The organism is Robiginitalea rubriflava, assembly GCF_052540725.1.
Genome location: NZ_CP199309.1, coordinates 2,992,638 through 3,014,989 on the forward strand (window position 1 = coordinate 2,992,638; position 22,352 = coordinate 3,014,989).

Annotated in this window: 19 protein-coding genes; 7 read left to right on the plus strand and 12 right to left on the minus strand. The window is 45.1% G+C overall.

The genetic code is table 11. The annotated features are described in order from the left end of the window. Positions 1–86 precede the first annotated feature (86 nt). The gene (locus tag ACT6NU_RS13510) at positions 87–950 is read left to right on the plus strand and encodes a sigma-70 family RNA polymerase sigma factor (RefSeq protein WP_445382201.1); all 864 of its coding nucleotides are present in this window, start codon (positions 87–89) and stop codon (positions 948–950) included. Positions 951–1,390: 440 nt separating this feature from the next. Here ACT6NU_RS13510 and ACT6NU_RS13515 read toward each other — a convergent pair whose 3' ends face one another. Genes ACT6NU_RS13515 through ACT6NU_RS13540 form a run of 6 tightly spaced genes read right to left on the minus strand, consistent with a single transcriptional unit; the run spans position 1,391 to position 11,088 of the window. Next, complete coding sequence (locus ACT6NU_RS13515) at positions 1,391–2,608, minus strand: YaiO family outer membrane beta-barrel protein (protein WP_445382202.1); 1,218 nt, start codon at positions 2,606–2,608, stop codon at positions 1,391–1,393. Beyond that, positions 2,605–4,995: a sulfatase-like hydrolase/transferase gene (locus tag ACT6NU_RS13520; RefSeq protein WP_445382203.1), complete on the minus strand. Its 2,391-nt coding sequence runs from the start codon at positions 4,993–4,995 to the stop codon at positions 2,605–2,607. The genes ACT6NU_RS13515 and ACT6NU_RS13520 overlap by 4 nt, the downstream gene beginning before the upstream one ends. 2 nt (positions 4,996–4,997) lie before the next feature. Beyond that, complete coding sequence (locus ACT6NU_RS13525; RefSeq protein ID WP_445382204.1) at positions 4,998–6,425, minus strand: glycosyltransferase family 2 protein; 1,428 nt, start codon at positions 6,423–6,425, stop codon at positions 4,998–5,000. Between the two features lie 8 nt (positions 6,426–6,433). After that, complete coding sequence (locus ACT6NU_RS13530; protein WP_445382205.1) at positions 6,434–8,959, minus strand: hypothetical protein; 2,526 nt, start codon at positions 8,957–8,959, stop codon at positions 6,434–6,436. Between the two features lie 6 nt (positions 8,960–8,965). Beyond that, positions 8,966–9,337 carry a response regulator transcription factor gene (locus ACT6NU_RS13535; RefSeq protein ID WP_445382206.1) on the minus strand — a complete coding sequence of 124 codons (372 nt, stop codon included), beginning with the start codon at positions 9,335–9,337 and terminating at the stop codon, positions 8,966–8,968. Further along, positions 9,334–11,088 carry an ATP-binding protein gene (locus tag ACT6NU_RS13540; protein WP_445382207.1) on the minus strand — a complete coding sequence of 585 codons (1,755 nt, stop codon included), beginning with the start codon at positions 11,086–11,088 and terminating at the stop codon, positions 9,334–9,336. The genes ACT6NU_RS13535 and ACT6NU_RS13540 overlap by 4 nt, the downstream gene beginning before the upstream one ends. Positions 11,089–11,234: 146 nt before the next feature. On the opposite strand from ACT6NU_RS13540, the gene ACT6NU_RS13545 reads away from it, so the two are divergent. Then, positions 11,235–12,524 (plus strand): dipeptidase, encoded by a 1,290-nt coding sequence (locus tag ACT6NU_RS13545; protein ID WP_445382208.1) that lies wholly within the window; start codon positions 11,235–11,237, stop codon positions 12,522–12,524. Here the strand turns inward: ACT6NU_RS13545 and ACT6NU_RS13550 are convergent. After that, positions 12,521–12,916, minus strand: a complete 396-nt coding sequence (locus ACT6NU_RS13550) for an acyl-CoA thioesterase (RefSeq protein WP_445382209.1) — start codon at positions 12,914–12,916, stop codon at positions 12,521–12,523. The two genes, ACT6NU_RS13545 and ACT6NU_RS13550, sit on opposite strands and share 4 nt — an antisense overlap. Before the next feature lie 404 nt (positions 12,917–13,320). Here ACT6NU_RS13550 and ACT6NU_RS13555 point away from each other — a divergent pair, with 404 nt between their 5' ends. Beyond that, a complete protein-coding gene (locus ACT6NU_RS13555) occupies positions 13,321–13,731 on the plus strand; it encodes a glyoxalase (RefSeq protein ID WP_445382210.1) in 411 nt (136 codons plus the stop codon). Here ACT6NU_RS13555 and ACT6NU_RS13560 read toward each other — a convergent pair. Continuing rightward, the gene (locus tag ACT6NU_RS13560) at positions 13,720–14,400 is read right to left on the minus strand and encodes a DUF2461 domain-containing protein (protein WP_445382211.1); all 681 of its coding nucleotides are present in this window, start codon (positions 14,398–14,400) and stop codon (positions 13,720–13,722) included. The genes ACT6NU_RS13555 and ACT6NU_RS13560 overlap by 12 nt on opposite strands. A 121-nt stretch (positions 14,401–14,521) precedes the next feature. On the opposite strand from ACT6NU_RS13560, the gene epsC reads away from it, so the two are divergent. Together epsC and cysM are read left to right on the plus strand one after the other, a co-directional pair. Further along, positions 14,522–15,304, plus strand: coding sequence for a serine O-acetyltransferase EpsC (gene epsC, locus ACT6NU_RS13565; RefSeq protein WP_445382212.1), 783 nt, complete (start codon positions 14,522–14,524; stop codon positions 15,302–15,304). A 4-nt stretch (positions 15,305–15,308) separates the two neighbouring features. Beyond that, complete coding sequence (gene cysM / locus ACT6NU_RS13570; RefSeq protein WP_445382213.1) at positions 15,309–16,193, plus strand: cysteine synthase CysM; 885 nt, start codon at positions 15,309–15,311, stop codon at positions 16,191–16,193. A 51-nt stretch (positions 16,194–16,244) separates the two neighbouring features. Here cysM and ACT6NU_RS13575 read toward each other — a convergent pair whose 3' ends face one another. From ACT6NU_RS13575 to ACT6NU_RS13585, 3 genes are all read right to left on the minus strand, one after another. Further along, the gene (locus ACT6NU_RS13575) at positions 16,245–16,742 is read right to left on the minus strand and encodes a Dps family protein (protein ID WP_445382214.1); all 498 of its coding nucleotides are present in this window, start codon (positions 16,740–16,742) and stop codon (positions 16,245–16,247) included. Between the two features lie 147 nt (positions 16,743–16,889). Then, positions 16,890–17,981, minus strand: coding sequence for a magnesium/cobalt transporter CorA (corA, locus tag ACT6NU_RS13580; protein WP_445382215.1), 1,092 nt, complete (start codon positions 17,979–17,981; stop codon positions 16,890–16,892). A gap of 27 nt (positions 17,982–18,008) precedes the next feature. Beyond that, positions 18,009–18,809, minus strand: coding sequence for a tRNA pseudouridine synthase A (locus ACT6NU_RS13585; protein ID WP_445382216.1), 801 nt, complete (start codon positions 18,807–18,809; stop codon positions 18,009–18,011). 90 nt (positions 18,810–18,899) lie between these two features. Here ACT6NU_RS13585 and ACT6NU_RS13590 point away from each other — a divergent pair, with 90 nt between their 5' ends. Together ACT6NU_RS13590 and ACT6NU_RS13595 are read left to right on the plus strand one after the other, a co-directional pair. Next, the gene (locus ACT6NU_RS13590; RefSeq protein ID WP_445382217.1) at positions 18,900–20,120 is read left to right on the plus strand and encodes a DUF418 domain-containing protein; all 1,221 of its coding nucleotides are present in this window, start codon (positions 18,900–18,902) and stop codon (positions 20,118–20,120) included. 139 nt (positions 20,121–20,259) lie between these two features. Further along, a complete protein-coding gene (locus ACT6NU_RS13595) occupies positions 20,260–20,763 on the plus strand; it encodes a hypothetical protein (protein WP_445382218.1) in 504 nt (167 codons plus the stop codon). A 90-nt stretch (positions 20,764–20,853) separates the two neighbouring features. Here the strand turns inward: ACT6NU_RS13595 and ACT6NU_RS13600 are convergent, their stop codons facing one another. Continuing rightward, the gene (locus ACT6NU_RS13600) at positions 20,854–22,332 is read right to left on the minus strand and encodes an AAA family ATPase (protein WP_445382219.1); all 1,479 of its coding nucleotides are present in this window, start codon (positions 22,330–22,332) and stop codon (positions 20,854–20,856) included. Positions 22,333–22,352: the final 20 nt, after the last annotated feature.

Sequence of the window (22,352 nt, forward strand, 5' to 3'; positions counted from 1 at the left end):
TGTATAAGATTTCCTGATTGTTTTTGGAAAAATGATAATAAAAGTGTATACTGAGAGGATGTTAACCTATAATCCAAAATACGTACATGAGGCAACTTAAAATTGTCAAGCAGGTGACCAACCGGGAGTCCAAATCCCTCGATAAATACCTGCAGGATATAAGTAAAATAGATCTGATAACAGCCAATGAAGAAGTAGAACTTGCACAGAGAATCAAAGCCGGAGACCAGGCCGCTCTCGAAAAATTAACGAAAGCGAACCTGCGTTTTGTGGTTTCTGTTGCAAAACAATATCAAAACCAGGGATTAAAACTACCCGACCTCATAAATGAAGGAAACGTCGGCTTGGTAAAGGCTGCAAAGCGTTTTGATGAGACAAGGGGTTTTAAGTTCATTTCCTATGCCGTATGGTGGATCAGGCAGTCCATCCTGCAGGCCCTGGCGGAACAATCAAGGGTTGTAAGGCTACCACTGAACAAAATTGGGTCCATCAATAAAATCAAAAAGACCTTTTCCTATCTGGAACAGGCACATGAAAGACCACCCTCTGCTGAAGAAATTGCCAAGGAATTGGATATGACCGTTAGCGAGGTAAAACAATCCATTAAAAATTCAGGACGTCATGTATCTATGGATGCGCCTCTGAAAGAGGGCGAAGATTCCAATCTTTATGATGTACTCAGGTCCGGGGAATCTCCAAAACCGGACAAGTCCCTTATGCGGCAGTCCCTGAACACAGAAATCAACAGAGCCCTGGAAACTCTTTCTCCCAGAGAGGCTGATGTTGTTAAACTGTACTACGGAATCGGGGATCAGCAATCGATGACCCTGGCCGAAATTGGACAAACCTTTGATCTGACCCGGGAAAGGGTACGGCAGATTCGGGAAAAAGCCATACGCAAATTACGGCACCACTCCCGTTCGAAGCTTCTCAAAGCGTATTTAGGATAAATAAAAAAGCGGCCTCATCAGGGGCCGCTTCTGTTATCAGTATATTAATATCAGTTTAAGAGCAATTTAAGCGACTGATATTATAATCCATCAATATTTCATTTAAGTTCTGGATAAAATCCAGATAGGCTGCATTGTCCTGATTTTGATTTGCCATATTGTTGAGATTTGGGTTATCCGCTTCCTCAGACTATAGATAGTCCAATTCTGCGAGTTCATTTATACTTAGGATTTCATTCAATTCCCGAAGAAATGTCAGATATTCCTCGCCGTAGGTGTCGTATAACATGTTAAGATCGGTTTATCGGTTAAATGGCTTAAGATTGTGGATGAATCTTTAACGCTACTAAACCTAGTACTATTATATTTTTTCCCCAATATTTTGTGGTGTAGCCCTTTTTTTTTGTTGACAATTCGCCTCTGACGGTGGTATTGCAGGCTTAAAAACCAAGCAAAAAGTTGAATCCCGCACGGAAAACCCAGAAAAAAGATCCGGGATCAAAAATATATTCCTGCCTGCTCAGGCCCAGTTCTGCCCTGTAGGCTTGTTTTGAAGAATTCCCATGGAACTGATATTCCAATAAAAGCTGCTGAGACTCCACAAATAAAGCGGTTTCGGCTAACAATGTCCCCCCGGATCGCAATTGACGCAATTCCGGGCTAAAACCATAACTGCCGCGAATACTGAGGAAGTGCAGCGGATCCTTCAGGTACTTTCGAGCGAGAAAACTCCCGCTAAACCCCGGGTCTCTGGTATCAATAAGGGTTACAAAAGGCCTCAGGCTCAGGTAGTAATTTCCCCTATAAAGTCCGAACGAACCGGTAATCAGCATGGCCTGGGTTTCACGGAAGTCCAGGTAACGAACCCCCGCAGAGGCTTCCAGTGCATTGGGCAGATTTGCATACAATTCCATTCCTGCCCGGTGATTCGGGTAAATTCCGGCCTCTGAAAACCCATAGTTCAAATAAGCATAAAATGTTTTTGAGAATTTTGGATACAAATCGACTTCATACTGCAGGCCATTTTCCCCGAAACGATTGCTGTAATTGATCCGCGGTATAATCTTTCCATATGCCGTAATACCCTGGTATTCAACCCCAGCGTATAGCATGGGATCGTAAAATTCATCAAATACCTCTGCTGCACTCATTAGGGTTATCCAGTTTTGATACCCTCTATTTCCAGTTTGAATGCTATCCTGAACTGCAGTGGATTCTGCATTCTCAGACGAGCGGGACAATAGGTCCTCCCGTATATTTTCCACCTCCGGACTGGATCCCAGATATATCAGGGCCTTATTGGCGAGTCCCAGGGCAATGGAAGTATTTCCCGCAAATAACTCATTTTTAACAGCTGCTACCCATATGTCTTCCTGCTGGCGTTCCCGGGATGTGAGCCGGTTAAAGTGCCTGCGGGCAAGGTCATACTGCCCGTCCCAACTATAGGTCTTGGCCAGCAGGTTTTCAATGTCTGCATAGTCCGGATAATCCGAAAGGATGCGGGTTAAGGTATCCCTGGCTTTTGAATAATGCCCCTCAAAGGCAAGCCCCTGAGCATACTTCAGGGCACGGTCAGGATCGTAAGCCCCCTGCTGTGCATTTGCCTGAAGGTTTAGCAGTAACGCCAATGCGATAAGTATTGTTTTTATTCCTTTCATCGTTCTGTGGTTTTGGCAATGAGCTCCTGGCTCTCCTTTTTAGATCCGGCAGAGGCCTCGCTGGCCTGCTGCTTCGCCAAATGCTCCATGGCCAACTTCATCTTTGCTTTCAGTCTTGAATTCCCGGGCATGTGCTTGTCTATTAAGGGCTTCAGGTAAAGGACCCTGCCGTTTTGGTCAGACCAGAAATAAACATCCAGCAGTGCCGAGTAACAATCATCGTAGACCGGATATTTCTGAACAACCTGTTCCAGGATGGCAATAGCCTCATCGTACTGTCCGTTCCAGGCATTGATCCGACCCATCAGAATTTCCGTATCTACATGCCCGGGAACTTCAGTCAGGATGTAATTACACATAAGCAAAGCTTTTTCCCGGTCCCCGTCCAGGGCTAATTCACGGGCAATGGTATAGGCATCGTCAAAATCCCGGCTGTTAAAAACACTCTGAATCCATACCATTTGTTTTTTATCCGGTTTTATGAAGATTTTCTCAAAGGGTACGGCTGAGGCAGGGATAATCTTATCGGAAGCTGTAACATAGCTGCCGATAGCCCTGAAGTCTTTCACTATGTCCTTTATGGAATCTTTTAAGCTCCCTGAAGCCTGACGCGTGAGCTTTAGTCCCTCCTCCACTTTATAGATTCTGTTCCCGTTCAGGAAAATTCCATCATTGACCATATCCCGCAAGCTCCCGTCAAATCGGTAAAGCGGAATCATTTTAGGGCGTTCCGGGGTGTCCAATTCAAAACCTTGCCCCAGCCAGGAGGCTTTTTCGGGTAATTCCAAGCCATATTGTTCTCCGAGATTACCTAAAAGCCCGGGTGCAATATCCATATGTGAACTGATATTTTCAATGATTTCTGGTTTTTTAAGCAGCGGACCAAAAAAGAAGAATGGCACCCTGTATTCCTCCAGGGTATTTGATGCAGGGAATTCATTGGAATGATGAGATCCGGTTATGATCAATAAAGTGTTCTGGTACTCCGGCCGCTTTGAAAAAGCCGAAATAAAATCCTTCAGGCTTCTGTCTGCATACCGCATGGATGCAATAAGTTCCTGATTCCTTCTGATAAAACGCCTCTTTTTGGAATCAAAATCGTTTTTTTCCAGCATTTGCCGTACTTCCTTCAGTATCGTCTCCTTATTGGGGAAGTGGTACGGAAAAGAAGAACTCAGGTTGTGGAAATAATCAAAACGGGGCTCCCCTGTGGTTATGCGATTATCCAAGTAGCGATTGTAGAGCTCCGTATCCGGATAGCCGAGGGAGCTTACTGCTGCATCTTCGGGCAGCACGTCAAAGTCATTCCCGAAAGACTTGCGGTCGATAATTTCATCTACCCGTTCCTCAAATAAAAACTTTCCCCAGCCTTTTAATGATAAATTCCCACCGAACTGAAAAGCAGTGCGATATCCGTTCTTTTTTAGTATAGCGAACAGACTGAGGCGGTTCGGACTGTTTCGGAGCTTTGTAAAATTTGCCTCCCCCATGGGCAAAGAAGCACTGATTACCGGAAGTGAATTGGCAGATTCCTTTATATTGCTGAGGTGGTTTTCCAAATAAAGGGACTGCCTGCTAAGGGAATCCAGGAAAGGCGTGAAAATCCTTAAAGCGGCCTTTTCCCCTACAAAGTCATTGCTGAGGCCTTCAATAGACAGCAAAACAATATTAGGAGGCGTTTCGGGCCAGTCAAGCCTGCTCAGAAGGCTGGACGATGGCTTCCAGGGCTTCCAGAGCGGATAGGGGTCTTCTCCCCTGTAGACCCTTGAACCGGTGAGCTCGTTGAAATAATCGGTAAAGAGGTATTGGGTTTTGTTCAGGTTTACTTCCTTCTTATCAGAAAAGAGGGTGGCGAGGAATAGCGTAAAAAGAATGATTGTAAAGGGATACATTTTTCCGATAACCGTATACAATTTATCCGTGACCTTATACAATGTCCTGAAAGCTGTTCCAAGGATCAGTAACCCAATACAGGCCTGGATCAAAAAGGAGCCCGTGTTTTCGAAGTACAAGTAGCGCTCCAAAAATCCTTTCCCGAGGATTTCGTAGTGTTCCGTATAGTATTCCGTAAGCAACACTTCCAGAAGCAGAACACCCATAAAAACCAAAACGGAAAATTTAAAGCCCCAGCCGGCTTTTTTTGATTCCAGTCCCTTGAAAATAAAAACAAGAAACAAAGACAGAATAGCCGTAAAACCGCAGTGATGCAACCATAAAAGCAAGAGGTTCTTATTCAATAGCGTATCCAGCACCCCATCGGCATATAGCCTGAATTGCTGGTAGAAAGCAATCAGGACCAGCGAGCCAAAGAACGCAAAGACCAGACGGGTGTAGTCCCGAAGGGTATATTTGGATTCGCGGGTGGTATGTAGTTTGATTACCTTCATTATTATGCTTTGGCAAATCCTTTGCGGACCTGCGATCCCCAGCCAGATTTAATATTAAATAACTTTTTATAGTTCCCCCTTACTGCAGACCAGACCACAAGAGGATGAAAACTTATGGGCTCTATTATTGCGCAGAGCAACAACAACAAGATGTCCCTGGTACGGGTGTATTGATTGTAGGACCATACTTCCCAGAGGACCGCATAGAATGAGAACATGATGGCGAAGCCGTAAACCATGGCGGTGATGGCTATAAAGAATTCAGTATTCAGAATCCCCAGATATATAAAAAGCAATACACAGAAAAAACCAAGGAATTCCAGGAGCGGAGCCAGCCATTCATAAAAGAACCAATAGGGATAGCTCAGCATCCCAAGGCGGCCGAATTTCGGGTTAAAAAACATATCCTTATGTCGGTACAGGGTCTCCAGGTTGCCCCTTGCCCAACGGTCGCGCTGGTTGATGAAAATCCCCAGGTCTTCCGGCACCTCTGTCCAGCAGAGTGGATCGGGCATGTATTCTATGGTATAGGGAAGTTTGCGCTCATGCATATACCGGCGCATCCTGAAAACAATTTCCATGTCTTCCCCAACCGTTTCGGTATCGTAACCGCCAACAGAAAGGGCTATCTCCCTATCAAAAAACCCGAAAGCCCCGGAAATGATCAGCAAGCTGTCTATTCGCCCCCATGCCATCCTTCCCAACAGGAAGGAACGGGTATACTCCAGTAACTGGAAACGCGCCAGCCAATTTTTTGGCAGTCTGATGGCTTCCAGGGTTCCCCCGGTGATTTTACAGGAATTGGCAATCCGGATAACGCCTCCTACTGCAATTACCCTTTTTTTGGATCTTTGTGAAAAGGACTTAACCACGTGCAACAAGGCTTCCGGCATCAGCAGGCAATCCACATCTATACAGCCTACGTACTTACTCTCTGACAGGAAGATGCCCGCGTTGAGCGCATCCGATTTCCCACCGTTTTCCTTATCGATAACCGTTAACTTGGAGAAGGAGGAATGTTTTGACTTATAGACCCCCCGGATGGGTTTGCATTTTAAGTCAGGATCTGTTTTGCGGTCTGCCCGTACCAGATCATAGGCTTCTATCATTTTCTGGAGGGTATCGTCTTTACTCCCGTCGTTTATGACCATTACCTCATAGTTGACGTATTGCAGGGAAAGCAGAGAACGGATGTTCTCAACAATAGTTAGGCCTTCATTGTATGCAGGGGCGATAATAGTAATGCTTGGAGCCAGAGGCGAACCCATTATTCTGGAGATATCACCAAAACTGTTCTTGTGCCGGTAATGGATGGAATTCCGGGCAGATAAATAGCCCATTAGGGTAAAGAATACAAACAAAAATCCTGTAAACACCAGGAAAACGATGTTTATATACTCCAGTAATATTTGATAAATATTTGTATCCATTCAGTGGTTCAGATCAGAGGCCAGTCAATATTTTTCTGCTTCCTCTTTTTGTTTTTTTTGTTTCTTTTGACCGAATGCCCTTCACGGGAATCTGAAATTGCGACGGTTTGGTCAAAATGGGGTGTGAAATCCAAATGGCCTCCGCTTACAAATGGTCTTGATGCGGCCTTCCCGGGCTTAGGCATCCTCCTTTTTTCATTAGAATTATCTTTCACCTTTCCGCTCGTTACTGACTCTTCAGGAACCTGAGCCGTTTCGGAACTTGTCTGTGCCTGCAGTTGCCCCTTCAGATTCTTTTGTAGTTGCTGGCTAACCATTTGGGCTTTGCGCGCTATTTTTCGATTCGGATCCTTAAACAGGGTTTGGAGGAAAAGCAACTCCTTTCTTTCCCCAATAGCTGCTATTTCATCAAGCATGATCAATTTTGATTCGGTATCGTATTTCCGGAAATATTCCTGGAAAATTGAAAAATGGGGCATCTGCTGTTCTGCTGGCTCCATTTCATTTCCCACTTCTTCTGCCTGAGAAGTTTCATCCATAAAATCAATCGGATCCATGGATTCTTCAGAGTGCTCCGTAACCTTTTCAAATGCTTCATCTGCGGGTTCAGGCCCGTCGGTATTCCCTGCGATTTCCTCAGAGGGAACCACCGAAGAATCACCATATGCTGAATCTGCTGTTATTCCGGAATCTGATGGCTCTTTTTCCTTCTGTTCTTCCCTTATGGATTGTACGGGCTGAGCCTCAGAAATCTCTTTTAGGGGCATGTTCACTGCTGTTTCCGCTTCTATAGACGCCTCTTCCGACACTTGCTGCTCCACTACTGCTTCAGTCTGCGTTTCCTCATCTGCAGATAGCGCTTCCGCTTTATTGGTTATCCAGGGGATAAAGCTGAGGTCAAATATCTCAGCTAGCTCTGGATAATCCCCGGATAGTGTTTCCCTGAGCTGCTCATTGTAATTATCGGGTTCCACCACGAGCGGGTCCATGACCTCTATTTGCATAAGGTGGTTGTGGTCAGCAGGATTGTTTGATGGTTTCATGGGAGTTGGGTTGATGTTATGGGTAACCAGGGGTAAAAACTCCAGCGGGAGTTCCCGCTGGTTCGGATCGTCTTCAGTATGGGATAGGATTTCATTCAATTCTTCCAGAAAGCACTGATCAAATATGGTTTCATCTTCAATATCCCAGGGCTGCGGGTTCTGCGCATCTTCCTGTGCTGCAACGGGATCAGTCTGATTTGGTTGTTCTTCATCTTCACAGGGCTGTTCTGCCTCACTGACTTCTTTAGTAGCATCAGCCTCTGTAGCTGCCTGGGGATCCTCATGCATTTTTTCGGGCTTTTGTTCTTGTAATTCTTCTTCATCGAAGGCTGTTACAGCAGTTTGTTGTGCATCGGTTAACAAATCAGGCTCTAAATCCTCCTGCTCAGTTGCCTCGGTATCCATTTGGGGAAATCCCTTCTCAAGGTCATTTTGAGGGAGAATTGCGCCGGGTATTATGGCATTAATGGCAGAGAGGGCCTTGCTTCGAACCACAAAATTCCAGTCTTTAGCCGCCTTCTCTTTCAGAAAAACCACATCTTCTGAATTCCCGAAATGTGCCAGTACATCCAGAATCAGCAATTTTAATTCCTCTCCGGACCTTTTGAACAATACTTTTAAATGAGGACGTGCCTTTATAAAACCAAAATCCCGGATACATTCCAGGGCTGCGTACTTAATGATGGGCGAACGATGTCTGAGCAGGGTGATGATTAATTCTTCTGCCTCGCTTTGGCGGAAATGCCTGATCAGCCTCAGGCTGAAAAGGACCACGTCTTTATTCTCAGAGGTGAGCCAGTTATGGAATTTGGGGGGGATATAATCCTGCTTTTGCCTGAGAATTTCCAGGAGCTTCAGTTGGTGCCATTCGGAGATTTGGTAGCGGGCCTTATCCAGGAAATATTTAATCCCCTCCTCATTAAGGCTTACCGTGGCAAGTTGTGCCTGTTTTCTGATAGTTCCCCGGCGATGGTTGATAAACTTTCGTATGAATATATAGGATTCAACCACCTGCATTTCAGCAAGTTGATTAATCCCTTTTGATATCCGTTCCCAGCGCCTGCTTTTGAGCATCTCAAAGGCGTCCTGCTGCAATCCCAGATTCACATATAGTTCAAGCAACTTTGTACGGGCATCCCCGGACACATCCATTTTAAGGTCCATCAAAACTTCTGTGATGACTTCCCGGTTCAGTGGGTTCTTAAGTAATTCCCGAATCTCTATTTTCATTCGGATGTACTCTTCCTGCTCCTCCCGATCAGCCTGCTGCTCGTAAAAAAGGAAATTACTGATCATGGGTGCCAGCATCCTTTTTTGTTGGATAATAGCCTCCTTTCGGGCCGAAATACGGTTACGCAACCTGAAAATAAGCAGGAAATACAGTCCCGCTATTCCGGAAAAGAGGATACACAGCTTCCATAAGAGGCCCGTTTCAAGAACAGGTAGTTCCAAAAGGGGTAAAAACTGGTATGTAAGCACTGTATATTTCAAATACGATTAGCTTCTCAGGAGTTTCCCTACCCGAACCAGGAGTTCAGAAGGGCTAACGGGTTTGGTTATAAAATCATCTGCACCCAGTTCAAAGGCGTTCAGAATGTTGGATTCATTGCCTGCTGTTGAAACAATAATCACAGGAATGTTGGAGCCCATTTCATTTCGAAGGAACTCCAGTAATTCTATCCCCGAGAAGTAAGGCATCATAATATCGCTAACGATAATATCAGGTAACTGCCGGCTCAGGAATTCTTTCACCTCCCGTCCATCCTTGGCCAGAACCACCTGGAACCCTCCTTTTTCAAGACGGTATTTAAGGAGCGTGGATAACATTTCATCATCGTCGGCCAATAGAAGTAGTTTGCCTGGGTTCATTCAGAATCTTTTAAGTGTTGGAAAGCGGTCTTTATTTCTTCATGAAACAGGGGGTATTCATTGATAAACATCTCGAATGCCCTGCGAATTTCATGCAGGCCTGTACCGGTTTTGGCTAGTTGATGCATCGTTTCAGTTAGTTCTACGAGTTTCTCTGCTTCCACTAGTTTTAATCCTGCTTTTACTTTATGGGCAGCACCGGCAATACCTTTGTAATCTGAGGTCTCCAGAAATAATTTCACCTTTCCCAGAAATTCAAGGATATTATTGTCAAACAGTCCCAGAAGCTCTTCCAGCATATCGAGGTCCCCGGAACATTCGTCCAGCAGGTTACTCAGGTCAATATCCCTGCTATGCCCAGTAATCTCTGTGCTTCTGTCCGGGCGGGTTGGTTCAGTTGCCGTGGCTTCACTGTTCGATTTTGTGGAATAGAATTTTAGCTTAGAAAACAATTCATCCGGACTATACGGTTTTAAGATCACATCATCGATCCCGGACTCCGTAAACTGGCGGTTATCTTCGGCAGTGAAATCTGCCGTGACCGCTATAATTGGAATTTTGCGGATGTTTCGGTTTTGATGGGTTCGTATTTGCGCACTGGCCTGGTATCCATCCATTCCGGGCATTCTCAGGTCCATCAGAATAATATCTGTCTCCAGTTTTTTCAATAGGCCTAACCCGTATTCCACCCGGTCGGTACTGGTAACCTGGCACCCCCAGGATTTAAGGCGGGTCTCTATTAGCTTCTGATTAAGCGGGTTGTCTTCAAAAACAAATACCCGAAGCCCTTCCAGTTCCTTTTTTGGCAGCGTCTTCTCCTCAGGGGTTGCTTTAACCTCTGTATGGACAATGCTGTAAGGAATGGCGAGCTTGAAAGTAGTTCCGATTCCGGGCCGGCTTTTGACGGACACCTTCCCGTCTTGTTGTTCAATTAGTTTTTTTACAATAGAAAGCCCCAGGCCCAGGCCTTTTCTGTTTGAAGATATGGGTTGCTTTCCCTGGTGATAAATATTAAAAATATAAGGGAGCTCCTCGGATGCAATGCCAACACCGGTGTCCTCAATGCAAAAATGCATTTCACATTGCTGCCCCCTGATTTTATGAGAAACCCTGAGGGTAATCCTGCCCTTCTTAACGTATTTTATGGCATTGCCCAGCAGATTTATCAGGATTTGTGAGAGTTTGGAAGGATCACCTTTCAGAACCCTGGGGAAATCCGATTCCAGTTGTATTTCCAGATGAACGTCCGATTCAACAATAAGCGTACGGCACAAATACCCGACTTCATTTATCAGGCGTAGCGGTTCAAAGGCTATGCTGTTAATTTTATCCAGGCCTGCTGACAATTTTGAATATTCCAGCAGGTCGTTCACGATTTCCAATAAAGACTGGGAAGCCGAACGTATAGCATTTACATATTCTTGTTGTCCTTTCCCCAAATTGGCCTCCTCCAGCAATTCTGTAAATCCGATAATTCCATTGAGGGGGGTCCGCATTTCATGGCTTACAGTGGCAATCAAAAGAGCCGATTCATTTTTGGATTCTGAATTGGGGGAATCACTTTCCGTGGCCGGGCTGGGCAGTCTGCCCTCCGGTTTCCAGATCTGATCCTCCAGACGCTTTCGAAAGTCCTGAAAAGTACTTTTTAATTGCATAGCCTCTTCGGATTTCATATTCGCAAAGGAAAAGTGCTCCAGTGCCAGTTGCAGGTCTTCAATCTGGTCAAGTAAATCTTTGGATTTAAGCGGCATTTTGGGGGATTAAAGGTTGGCTTTTATCGATTAAATACATTATTCCCCTAAAAATCCGTAATTGGTTGGCCGCCCACAATTATTTGTTCCCTATCTTTCCAATTCTGTTGTAAAACCGTTAATACTTGTTGGTTAAATTTTTATAAATGAGAAAGTCTTTGCTCCTCCCCCTTGTAATACTGCTTGCAGCATGCGGACAGGAAAAGAACGAGAATACCGAAAATGTAATGGAAAAAGCCCGGTCCATACACGAGAAAGTCATCAGCATAGATACCCATGCAGACATCAATGTCAAAAATTTCACAGATAGCGTAAACTACACCCAGCGCCTGGGCACCCAGGTTAATTTGCCTAAAATGGAAGAGGGTGGCCTGGACGTGGCCTGGTTCATTGTTTATACCGGACAGGATTCGCTCAATGCAGCCGGGTATGAGCGGGCAGCAGCTAACGCTATGTCCAAGTTCGAAGCCATTCACAGCCTCTGTGAGGAAATAGCCCCAGAGCAGATCGGGCTTGCGCTTAATTCGGAACAGGTTCGTAAGATACATCAGTCCGGAAAGAAAGTTGCGATGATAGGGGTTGAAAACGCATATCCCATTGGGGAGGATTTGAGTCTGTTTGAGGCCTACCATAACATGGGTGCCCGCTATATTTCCCTGGCCCACAACGGGCACAGCCAGTTCTCGGATTCCAATACGGGGGAAGCAGACAGCGTATGGTTACACAATGGTTTAAGTGAGCTGGGTAAAAAGGCTGTTATTGAGATGAATAGACTGGGTATTATGATTGACATCTCACATCCTTCAAAACAAGCAATCATGCAAATGCTGGAGCTTTCCAAAGCCCCTCTAATTGCCTCCCACTCTTCGGCCCGTGCCCTTTGCAATCACAGCAGGAATCTGGATGATGAACAATTATTGAAACTTAAGGAAAATGGGGGTGTTGTACAGACGGTTGCCTTTTCCTCCTACCTGAATGAAGAAAAAAGTGCCCTTCGCTCGGAATATATGAAGCAATTGAGAGCCCAGGTTGCAGATTCCCTGGGCCTGGAATGGTATAGCAGGTCAGAATTTAATCAGTTAACAGACGATCAGCAGGAGGCGTATATGGAGAACTATCCCCGCGTGCGGGAACTGGCAGATTCCCTGGCCAGCCAGCGAACCGGTGTGCCAGCTGCGGTGAATGTAAGTGATTTTGCAGACCATATAGATTATATGGTAAATCTTATCGGGATTGACCATGTGGGTATCAGCTCCGATTTTGACGGGGGCGGCGGAATAGAAGGCTGGTCGGATGCTTCCCAGACCTTCAATGTAACCCTGGAATTGGTCAAAAGGGGCTATAGCGAAGAGGAAATAGCCAAACTATGGGGAGGAAACCTGCTCAGGGTCCTGGACGAGGTACAGGCCATTGCTGCTAGCTGGGGGCAGGACTAATCTTCCTTCTCTAGTCGATCCTTTACGTATTCTATCTCTGTTTTCCCGTGTGGCTTGGGAGCGCCGTCTTTGTCCAGGTTTACCATTATCAACTGATCTACGGTAACGATGGTTTCCCTGGTCATCTTATTGCGGGCTTCACATTTCAGGGTCAGGGAAGACTGCCCGAAGGAAACTACCTCAATCCCAATCTCCACGATATCTCCTTTGGCGGCAGAACTCATAAAATTGATTTCTGACATATATTTAGTGACCACTCGCTTATTCTCCAGCTGTATAATGCTGTAAAGGGCTGCTTCCTCGTCAATCCAGGAGAGGAGGCGCCCACCGAACAAAGTGCCATTTGGGTTCAGGTCTTCTGGCTTGACCCATTTCCGGGTGTGAAATCTCATTTTTTTCTTTCAAAGATATTTTCACTTTTCCACAAGCCGAAATGAAACTTCGATTATCGAGGATTTTTGCGAAATCTTAAAGTTTGTTAAGTTCAAAATAAACTTTTCATAAAATGATAATGAGCTGATAATTAATATCATAAATTGGAATAACCTAAACAAGAACAAACAATGCAAGCCATCGTAAAACTGATAATTGCACTTACCCTCGTGTTTCTGGAGCACTGGTTTTAAAGTTAAGGGGGTTTTGCGCCATGGAGGCGATCCTAACTCCAATTCGGCACTAATCAGGACCAACTTCCTGTATTGCCGGTATGTCTTGTGTTCATAACCCCGTTGACAACTATAATTTACAAGCTCTTCGCCACTCCCGGAAATATGTAATTTTAAAAAAACTACTTCTCATGAGTACTAGGTCATCCGATCTGCTGCGTATTCGCCCGGTTTTAAAGAATGTCAAGATCAGTCCTGAAATGTCTGCAGATGAGTATTTTCAGAACAATACGCTAAGACCCGTTCTTAAATTGCAAAACGAATTGTTGCTGGCGGCGTTCCGCAATTATGCAACAAAACACAAAGGGCATTTTTTTGAGATGAGTCCTGAAAAGAAAATGGGGTACATTGAAAATGCGATTCAGAAAGATATAAAATTCCGAAACTCCCTCAAGGGTATGATTATTGGGCAGTTTACAGTGGCTGAATACGAAACTTATATTCAAAATTCCTCGGCCCTGAACAAAAGGATGATGAATATGGTCATTGAACGGCTCAAAGACCAGCTGCAAGGCTTACACCCCCCTGTTTTAGCTCAATAAGGATTCCCCATTAAGATCTGTGGTGAGGATTTCACTCATCAGGTCAAAATACGGCCGGATAGCTTTGAAACTCTCATTGACCTGGACCATGAAATCAGGAGCCAGTACTTCCTTATCACTGAATTCCCTTGTAAATATGAAGGCTTTTTTTCTTATCAGGTCAATATCCGGGTGATTCCTGTCAAAACCCTTGGGAGCAGTTTTGACTTCCTCTCCCTGAAGTTGCCCCCAGATTTCCCTGAATCCTTTTTGCCCGATGCAATGACGGAAGGATGCGGCATCCATCTCCAGTTCTTTGCGAATGCGCAGCAAATCTTCTTTATTAGGCTGCCAGAAGCCACCGGCTATAAAAGATTCCCCGGGGCGAATCCGCAAATAATAGCCTCCCCTGAGCGCTTCCCCCATTCGTGAAAAGGAACCTGCAAAATGCGGTTTGTAGGGAGTTTTATCGGCAGAAAAGCGGACATCCCTGTAAATGCGGAAAAGCTTGACCTTGTCTATCTCATCGTGCTCCCTTAGCCGGTCAGAGAGGGCTGTATAGAATTCTTTTACAGCATTTTGATGTTTTTTAAATTCCTTTTTCCGCGCTTCGAACCACTGGCGGTTATTATTTTCTTTCAGTTTCTTTAAGAACTCAAGAGCTTCTTCAGATATTACCGGACTATTCATGGATCGCTTTTATATAGAAATACCAGCCGCCGGGAGCGGCAAAATTTTTAATTAAAGTTAACCTTTTTGATCCATTCTCTTTTTCAATAATGGCTACATTTGAAAGACCTTATCAATTATTATGTGGAAAAAGGAAGTTATCAGGCAAATTGAAAGCCATAAGGCACACTCCAGATTGCGCTTCAGGCTTAAGCAGCGCACTGAACAATTTACAGATTTGTTATTCCTGACCCTCTTTGACAGCGAAACTTCCGTTAGCGGAAATCTTGATGTCCTCGAAAACCGTTTTGACGAGCTGGTAGATTTAGCCTGTTGGGAGGTAAACCAGCCCTGCCGGGATATTTGGCAGGGATATGTGCAGGAATTGCCTCGGATTCTCGAGAAACTGAATCTGGATGCCCAGGCTATTTCTGATTGTGACCCAGCTTCCCTCTCCCTGGAAGAGGTTTACATGGCTTACCCGGGCTTTTACGCAATCGCTATTTACCGGCTGGCGCATGAATTTTATAAAAGTGGCTTCCCGATGATGCCGCGCCTTATGACGGAATATGCCCACCAGAAAACAGGGGTAGATATCAATCCCGGGGCACAGATCGGGGAATCCTTCTTTATAGATCACGCCACCGGCGTTGTAATTGGAGAAACAGCGGTGATAAAAAACAATGTAAAGATCTATCAGGGCGTTACTCTGGGCGCCCTTTATGTAGCTAAAAACCTGAAACAAACCAAAAGGCATCCCACTATTGAAGATAACGTTACCATTTATGCCAATGCAACTATTCTGGGTGGAGAAACCGTAATTGGCGCCAATTCAGTGATTGGGGGAAATGCATGGTTAACAGCGTCTGTACCGGCCAATTCAAAAGTATTCCACAATCCGGAAATCAGCATCAAAACCAAGTAGAACAATGCCCTCAAGCGTACTGGAACTTATTGGTAATACGCCCCTGGTAAAATCAAAAAGACTACTGAATAAACCAGGGGTGCAATTGTATTTTAAGCTGGAGGGACAAAACCCCGGAGGAAGCGTAAAAGATCGTCCAGCCCTCAATATGATCCGTTCGGCCCTGGAACGGGGAGAGATTAACCCGAATACTAAACTGATCGAGGCTACCAGTGGAAACACCGGTATTGCCCTGGCAATGATTGCCAAAATGGTGAATTTGAATATTGAACTGGTGATGCCTGAAAATGCAACCAGGGAAAGGGTGCAAACCATGAGGGCATACGGTGCTCTGGTTACCCTTACCCCGGCTTCAGAGGGAATAGAAGGGTCCCGGGATTACGCAGAGAAAAAGGTTGAAAATTCCGGATACTTTATGCTGAATCAATTTGCAAACCCGGATAACTGGAAAGCACATTTTAAAACTACCGGACCGGAAATCTGGGATGATACCAAGGGGAAAGTAACCCATTTTGTTTCCTCTATGGGCACTACCGGAACGATCATGGGAACGGGCAGATACCTGAAATCGCGCAATCCGAACCTCCAAATCATTGGAGTACAACCGGACGATGAGGCAAGTATTCCGGGTATCCGAAAATGGCCACAAGCTTATCTCCCAAAAATTTACGATCCTTCAGTTGTGGATTCCATACTGGAAGTTTCCGAAGCCGAGGCTCGAAACATGGCGCGCAGGCTGGCTTCTGAGGAGGGGATCTTTTCAGGTATGAGCAGCGGAGGTGCCGCCACTGCAGCTCTCCGTCTGGCAGCAAGTCTCGAACAGGGGGTTATTGTTTCAATCGTCTGCGACCGGGGTGACAGGTATCTCTCATCGGATTTATTTGATTGATCACAAAAAAAACGCTCCATTTGGAGCGTTTTTCAAGTTGTCTACCTCAGATTAGGCTATGCTTTCAAGCAGTTTATCTACTTTGTCTGTATTCCAGGCGTCCAGCATCCAGCTGGTTTTCTCCAGCTCTCTGATATAGGCGCCAATGAGGTCTATAGTTCCCTCGTCTCCGATTTCTGTGGCTTCCTCTACCACTGCACTCATTCTTTTGAGCAACAAACCGTGTGCTTTCAACAATTCCCGCACCATTTCAGTATCTGTCAGAGCAGACTCACTCTCTTCGATGGAGGAAACATTCAGGTATGTGCTCAGGTTGCTCATGGGACGCGATCTCAGGGTCAGGATACGTTCCGCTATTTCATCAATTTTGGAACGGGCATCCACGTACATTTCCTCAAACTTTTCGTGTAAGTCAAAAAAGTTTTTTCCCTGTACGTTCCAATGAAAATTTCTGAGTTTTTGGTAATATAAGTGATAATCGGCGAGAAGGAAATTCAGTTCTTTTACTACTGGTTGAATTTTATTCTCGTCAATGTTTAAATAATTCATATTAAATTAAAGGTTTTAGATTTGTAAGTTAGCCATTGCATTCTGCAATGTTTGTATTCAACTATCACTTATAAATATAATAGATATCTACTTGAAAACAAGCATTTTAACATTTTTAACCCTTCTTAACAATATCCTAAGAAAACCTTAGAGCCAGCGCTTGTTTTTGAAGTAGATAATCATGCCTATAAAGAGTGCCAGCATAACCCCAAGCACTACGAAATAACCATTTTCTGTTTCCAGTTCAGGCATATTCTTAAAATTCATACCATAGATCCCCGCTACAAAGGTGAGGGGTATAAAGATAGATGCCATTATGGTGAGTACCTTCATCACCTCATTCATACGATTACTGACATTACTCATATACATATCCATTAGGCTAAAAGCCATTTCCCGATGTATTTGGAGGTTTTCGTTGATTTCTATGGAGTGGTCCAGGGCATCCCTTAGAAAGACCCGGGTATCTTTGCCTATCAATTCAGAGTCACTTTCAATCAGGCGGTTTACGAGCTCCTTAACAGGTGCCATCCATCCCCTTAATGTAATTACTTCTTTCCTGATCGTCTGAATTTTTGCTGCTGTTTGGGCGGTAGGAGTAGTATATACCTCATTTTCCAGCTCGTCTATTTGTTCCTCCATTGCGTCCAGGACCAGGAAATAATTGTCTATTAGTGCATCAATAAGTGCAAAAAACAAGTAGTCTGCCCCACGGCTGCGGATTCTTCCTGATTTTCCCTCTATCCGTTCGCGCACCCCTCCAAAGACATCAGCCTCTATTTCCTGATAGAGAAAAACCTGTCCTTTCTTCAGAACCAGGGCAACGTGTTCCTTTACGATTTTGCGATCCCCATTGAGGTACAGCATTTTAAAAACTGCGAAAATGTGGTCTTCGTATTCATCCACTTTGGGGCGTTGTTCAGTATTCACAATATCCTCAACTACCAGGGCATTCAAGCCTATTTGATCTCCCAACCTGCTCATAATTGCTTCCTCACTGAGTCCTGTAATATTAATCCACTCGGTCAGCCCTTCAGCCGGCCCCTTATGTACATCATCAGCAGTTATGTTTTTTTTCTCGAGGAATTCATCGTTATAAACAATTTGTTGAATGCTGGAAGTGCCCCCTTCCCTGTTTCCCATATAGGTAACTGTTCCCGGCGCTTTGCCAAGTTTGCGACCTCTCTTGGAAATTTTTGGGGCCCGAATGCGAATGCGGCTTGCCTTTTTTTTAGACATATTTCTGCTTTTTTTAAAGATAAGAATCTATACGGAGCTTTTGCTGAATTTGACACACCTAAGCTGCAATCCGGAGGCCGGGGCAAGATTTTTCAATTGGAGGCTATCAGGATCTGACAGGGCGTTCTTTACGTCCGCGGGGCCCAGCTCCCCCCTGCCAACTGCCGCCAGGGCTCCCATCATCATACGGATTTGATAGCGGCCGAAGCCTTTTCCTGTCACTTCCAGAAAATAGGATACAGCCGGAAAGAAAACCGCTGTAAAATCCAGGTTCTCCCTTACCTGGCATTTTTCAATGGTCCGCACATATGTTCCTGTTTCACCCGCCCCTGCGATAAATGACCTAAGATTGTGCCTGCCATTGAAAAGGGTGGCAGTTTTGCGCATATCCTCAAGATTCAATGGCCCGCGGAAATATCCAAAAAAGGGAGCTGCATAGGGGTGCGGCTTTTCGCCAAAGCAAAAATAATAACGATACGTTTTTTCTCCTGCATCGCGGATAGCGTTGAATTCGCGTGAAACCGCTTCAAGGGATTGCAGGCGGATATCCGGGGGTAAATTCTCATTCAGGGTTTGAGCCAGCAGTGGTAAATCTGGCAGCGCTTTTCCCTTTACTATCATTTGCACCGCAAAATCTTCCGCAGATACCAGGGCATCTGTCCGCCCGGCCCCCAGCAATTTTACCGATCTTTTCGGGAGTACAAAGCGAATGGTTTTATGCAACATGCCTTCTATCGTTTTTACTCCGGGCTGCTGCTGCCACCCACTGTAGCGGAAACCCAGAAATTCCAGGCGAAGCAGGTAGTGATGTTTTTCGATGGTATCCATAAGCGAGGTTTCCTCTTTGTATTTTTATAAATTTAAGAGAATCATGTAACAATAACCCGCTGCCTGCCTCTAATAATAAACACCTAAAAAATGACTGGACAAATCTCAGGGTCAACCAAACAACGATTAGCCATAGTTGATGCGCTTCGGGGCTTCTCACTGGCAGGGATCGTAATTGTGCATATGGTGGAAAATTATATCGGGGGGCCAGCCCCTGAAGATGCTTTCGCGGCAACTGCAACAGGGATAGCCGATCAGTTGGTAAATGTGTTTGTCTTTCTTTTTCTCAGGGGTAAATTTTTCGCCTTATTCTCTTTTCTTTTCGGTTTGAGTTTTTTTATTCAGATGGATAGTGCAAACGCCCGAGGGGAAAATTTTGCCTCTCGATTTGCATGGAGACTTTGCCTGTTGCTTGCAATCGGATATCTGCACCATTTATTTTACAGGGGTGACATCCTTACCATCTACGCCATACTGGGACTTTTACTGATTCCATTTTACCGGATAAAATCGGACTGGATACTGGCACTGGCCAGTTTCTTATTTTTAGGTATCGGCAGATACCTTGTCTTTTGGATTAATGAGGGACCTGATTTACTCATGGAAGGTTTGATCAACCCGAACAATCCTTTGATCCTGTCCTATTATGAATTGCTTCAAAATGGAAGCTTATGGGAAGTTTTCCAGAGCAATGCTACATCCGGGCACCTGATGAAACTGGATTTCCAGGTGGGCATATTCGGTCGCGGTTATCTCACCTTTGCGTTTTTTCTGATAGGATTATGGGTAGGGCGCATTAAATTTTTTAGAAACTTTAAAGATTATCGGGAGAAAATCTGGCTCGTTTTCTGGATTTCACTGGGTGTTTTTCTGGTCGGTACTGTACTGATGGGCGTTCTTTTCTCACAAATGGGCCCTGCTGTAGCCTTCGATAGCTGGAAAGCCATGTTTGCCCTTACAGCCATGGACCTGAGCAACCTGGGCATGACAGCCCTTATTGTATGCAGTTTTGTATTGCTTTTTACACATTCAAGGCTATCCAAATTCCTGAATGCATTTGCTGCCTATGGCCGGATGGCCCTTACCAATTATGTAGCCCAAAGCCTTTTAGGTACTTTTATTTTCTACGGTTGGGGCTTGGGGTATCTTACCTCTATCCGCAATTCGTATGTATTTCTGATGGCCCTGCTGATTATTGGCCTGCAAATGGGCTTCAGTAAAGTTTGGTTGAAACGATTTTACTATGGCCCACTGGAATGGGTCTGGAGGAGCCTGACTTTTTTCCGTGCATATCCGATGAAACGCAAATAATTTTGGGATTCTTTTAACCTACACCTCGTTTTCACAACAGCTTTTTGCCTGTTCGCAACATCGCTGGCGGTTCATCGAAAAGCTTGTAATATCCGGAATGCACTCCCGTTCTTAAAGAGAAATAAAAGTTCCCAAATCTGTGAATCCCCATAATTCGAACAATACCTTAAAACAGTTGATTTCCTGGAAGACCTGTTTGTATTTAAATTACATCCTCCTGCTGGTTCTGACTATCCTTAATTTTTATGGTCTGTACAGCAATCAGTTTTACTTCCAGAAAATAGACAATTACATATTTCCGCTGGTCAGTATTCTGCAGGTAACATACCTTAATGCTCTGAACGAGAAAATAAAGCACTCCCAATACGCAGATACTTCCCTTAGAAATCTCGAATACGGGGTATACGCCCTGCTGCTCATCCATTTGTTCAAGGGCCTGGAAACCCTTTACATCCTGTTGAGTTTTAATGATTATGATGTAACCCTCCTTCCGGATACCTTTCTACCGGTTGGTTTACTTACGCTTTTACTTCAGGGTATTCTGATGATGGCAACACTGATTGCCTTCTGGTACCGTAAAAAGGAAGTGGGGGCATTTAATTTTGATCAGATAAATGAAAATATTGATTCCTGGCCATCCTAGCCGGGAAACCCTTGTGTTGTGGCAGAGAAAAAACCCCGGGAATATCCCGGGGTTTTTTAGTACAAAGAATGTTTGGTAGTCTATAATGAATTATAAGCCGCTTATATAGCTCCCGTAAAGGTCTTTAAACTGGTAACCTTCATCAAAACGATTCTTACTGAGCTTCTCATAGCCCACTAAGCCCCATAGGACTAACTCCTTAACGAAGTAGCTGTCTGCTTGCTTCAGGTCTGGTTGATACTCCCTTACCAGCTTATCCAGGGGTTCTACGCGGTCCAGGGCTTTGGTATACTGATCCTCTGAAGCTGCATCCGCAATTTCTACCCCAGCCCCTTCAAAGAACCACAAAACCAGATCATCATATGGGGAATCCTGGTCTTTTCGTTCGAGCTTTCTGATCTCGGGAAATATGTTCGAAAAAATAGTCTTTATAGCCTCTTCAATAATATTGAGCGCAACGGCATCCACGCCTTCCTGTTCCCCCTCGTACACCAACTCTATTTTACCCGTGAGCGATGGGATCACTCCCAGGAAATCCGACAGGCGGACAGTGGTTCGCTCCAGCCCGGCCCTGAGCATTCGTCGTTCGGCCGTACTTATCAGGTTTTCCAGGGCGGTTATACTCGTTCTTGCACTAACCCCGCTTTTGGCATCAACATAGCTGCTATTACGGGCCTCAAAGCTGATTTGCTCCAAGAGGTCGCGTGAAATCTCAGGGAGGTGTATCCGTTCCAGCTGCGGTCCGTCCAGGGCAGCCTCCTGAGCCGTAATCTTTCGGGCTGTGGCGATATCTTCAGGATAGTGCGTCAGGATCTGGGAGCCAATTCGGTCTTTAAGAGGGGTGACTATACTTCCCCGGTTGGTATAATCCTCGGGGTTTGCTGTGAAAACAAATTGTAAATCCAGCGGGAGCCTGACTTTAAATCCGCGTATCTGGACATCACCCTCTTCCAGTATATTAAAGAGGGCCACCTGAATACGCGACTGCAAATCTGGCAGTTCGTTGATTACAAAAATACAACGGTTGGCCCTGGGGATCATCCCGAAATGCACCACCCGGTCATCTGCATAGGATAGTTTTAAATTCGCTGCCTTGATTGGGTCCACGTCCCCGATCAGATCGGCTACCGTGACATCCGGGGTTGCCAGTTTTTCATAAAATCGCTCGCTGCGGTGTAACCAGCTAACAGGGGTCTGTTCTCCATGCTCTGCCAGTTGTTCCCTGGCATATCGCGAGATAGGGTTTAATGGGTCGTCGTGTATTTCAGACCCGGCAATTTCTGGTATCCATTCATCCAGCAGGTTTACCATCAGCCTGGCCAGCCTTGTTTTGGCCTGCCCCCTGAGGCCCAGTAAATTAATATGGTGCCTGGAAAGCAAGGCCTGTTCAAGTTCCGGAATAACCGAGTTTTCGTAACCCCATACCCCCTGAAAGCTTTCCTGCCCACTTTTGATCCGATCAATCAAATTGGCTCTGAGCTCATCCTTGATGGAGCGGGACTGGTAACCTGACTTTCTGAGTTCAGCCAGGGTCTTTATGGCGGGAGGGGTAAGTTTCTTTTCCTTCATGTAATTATCAAATGTTTTAT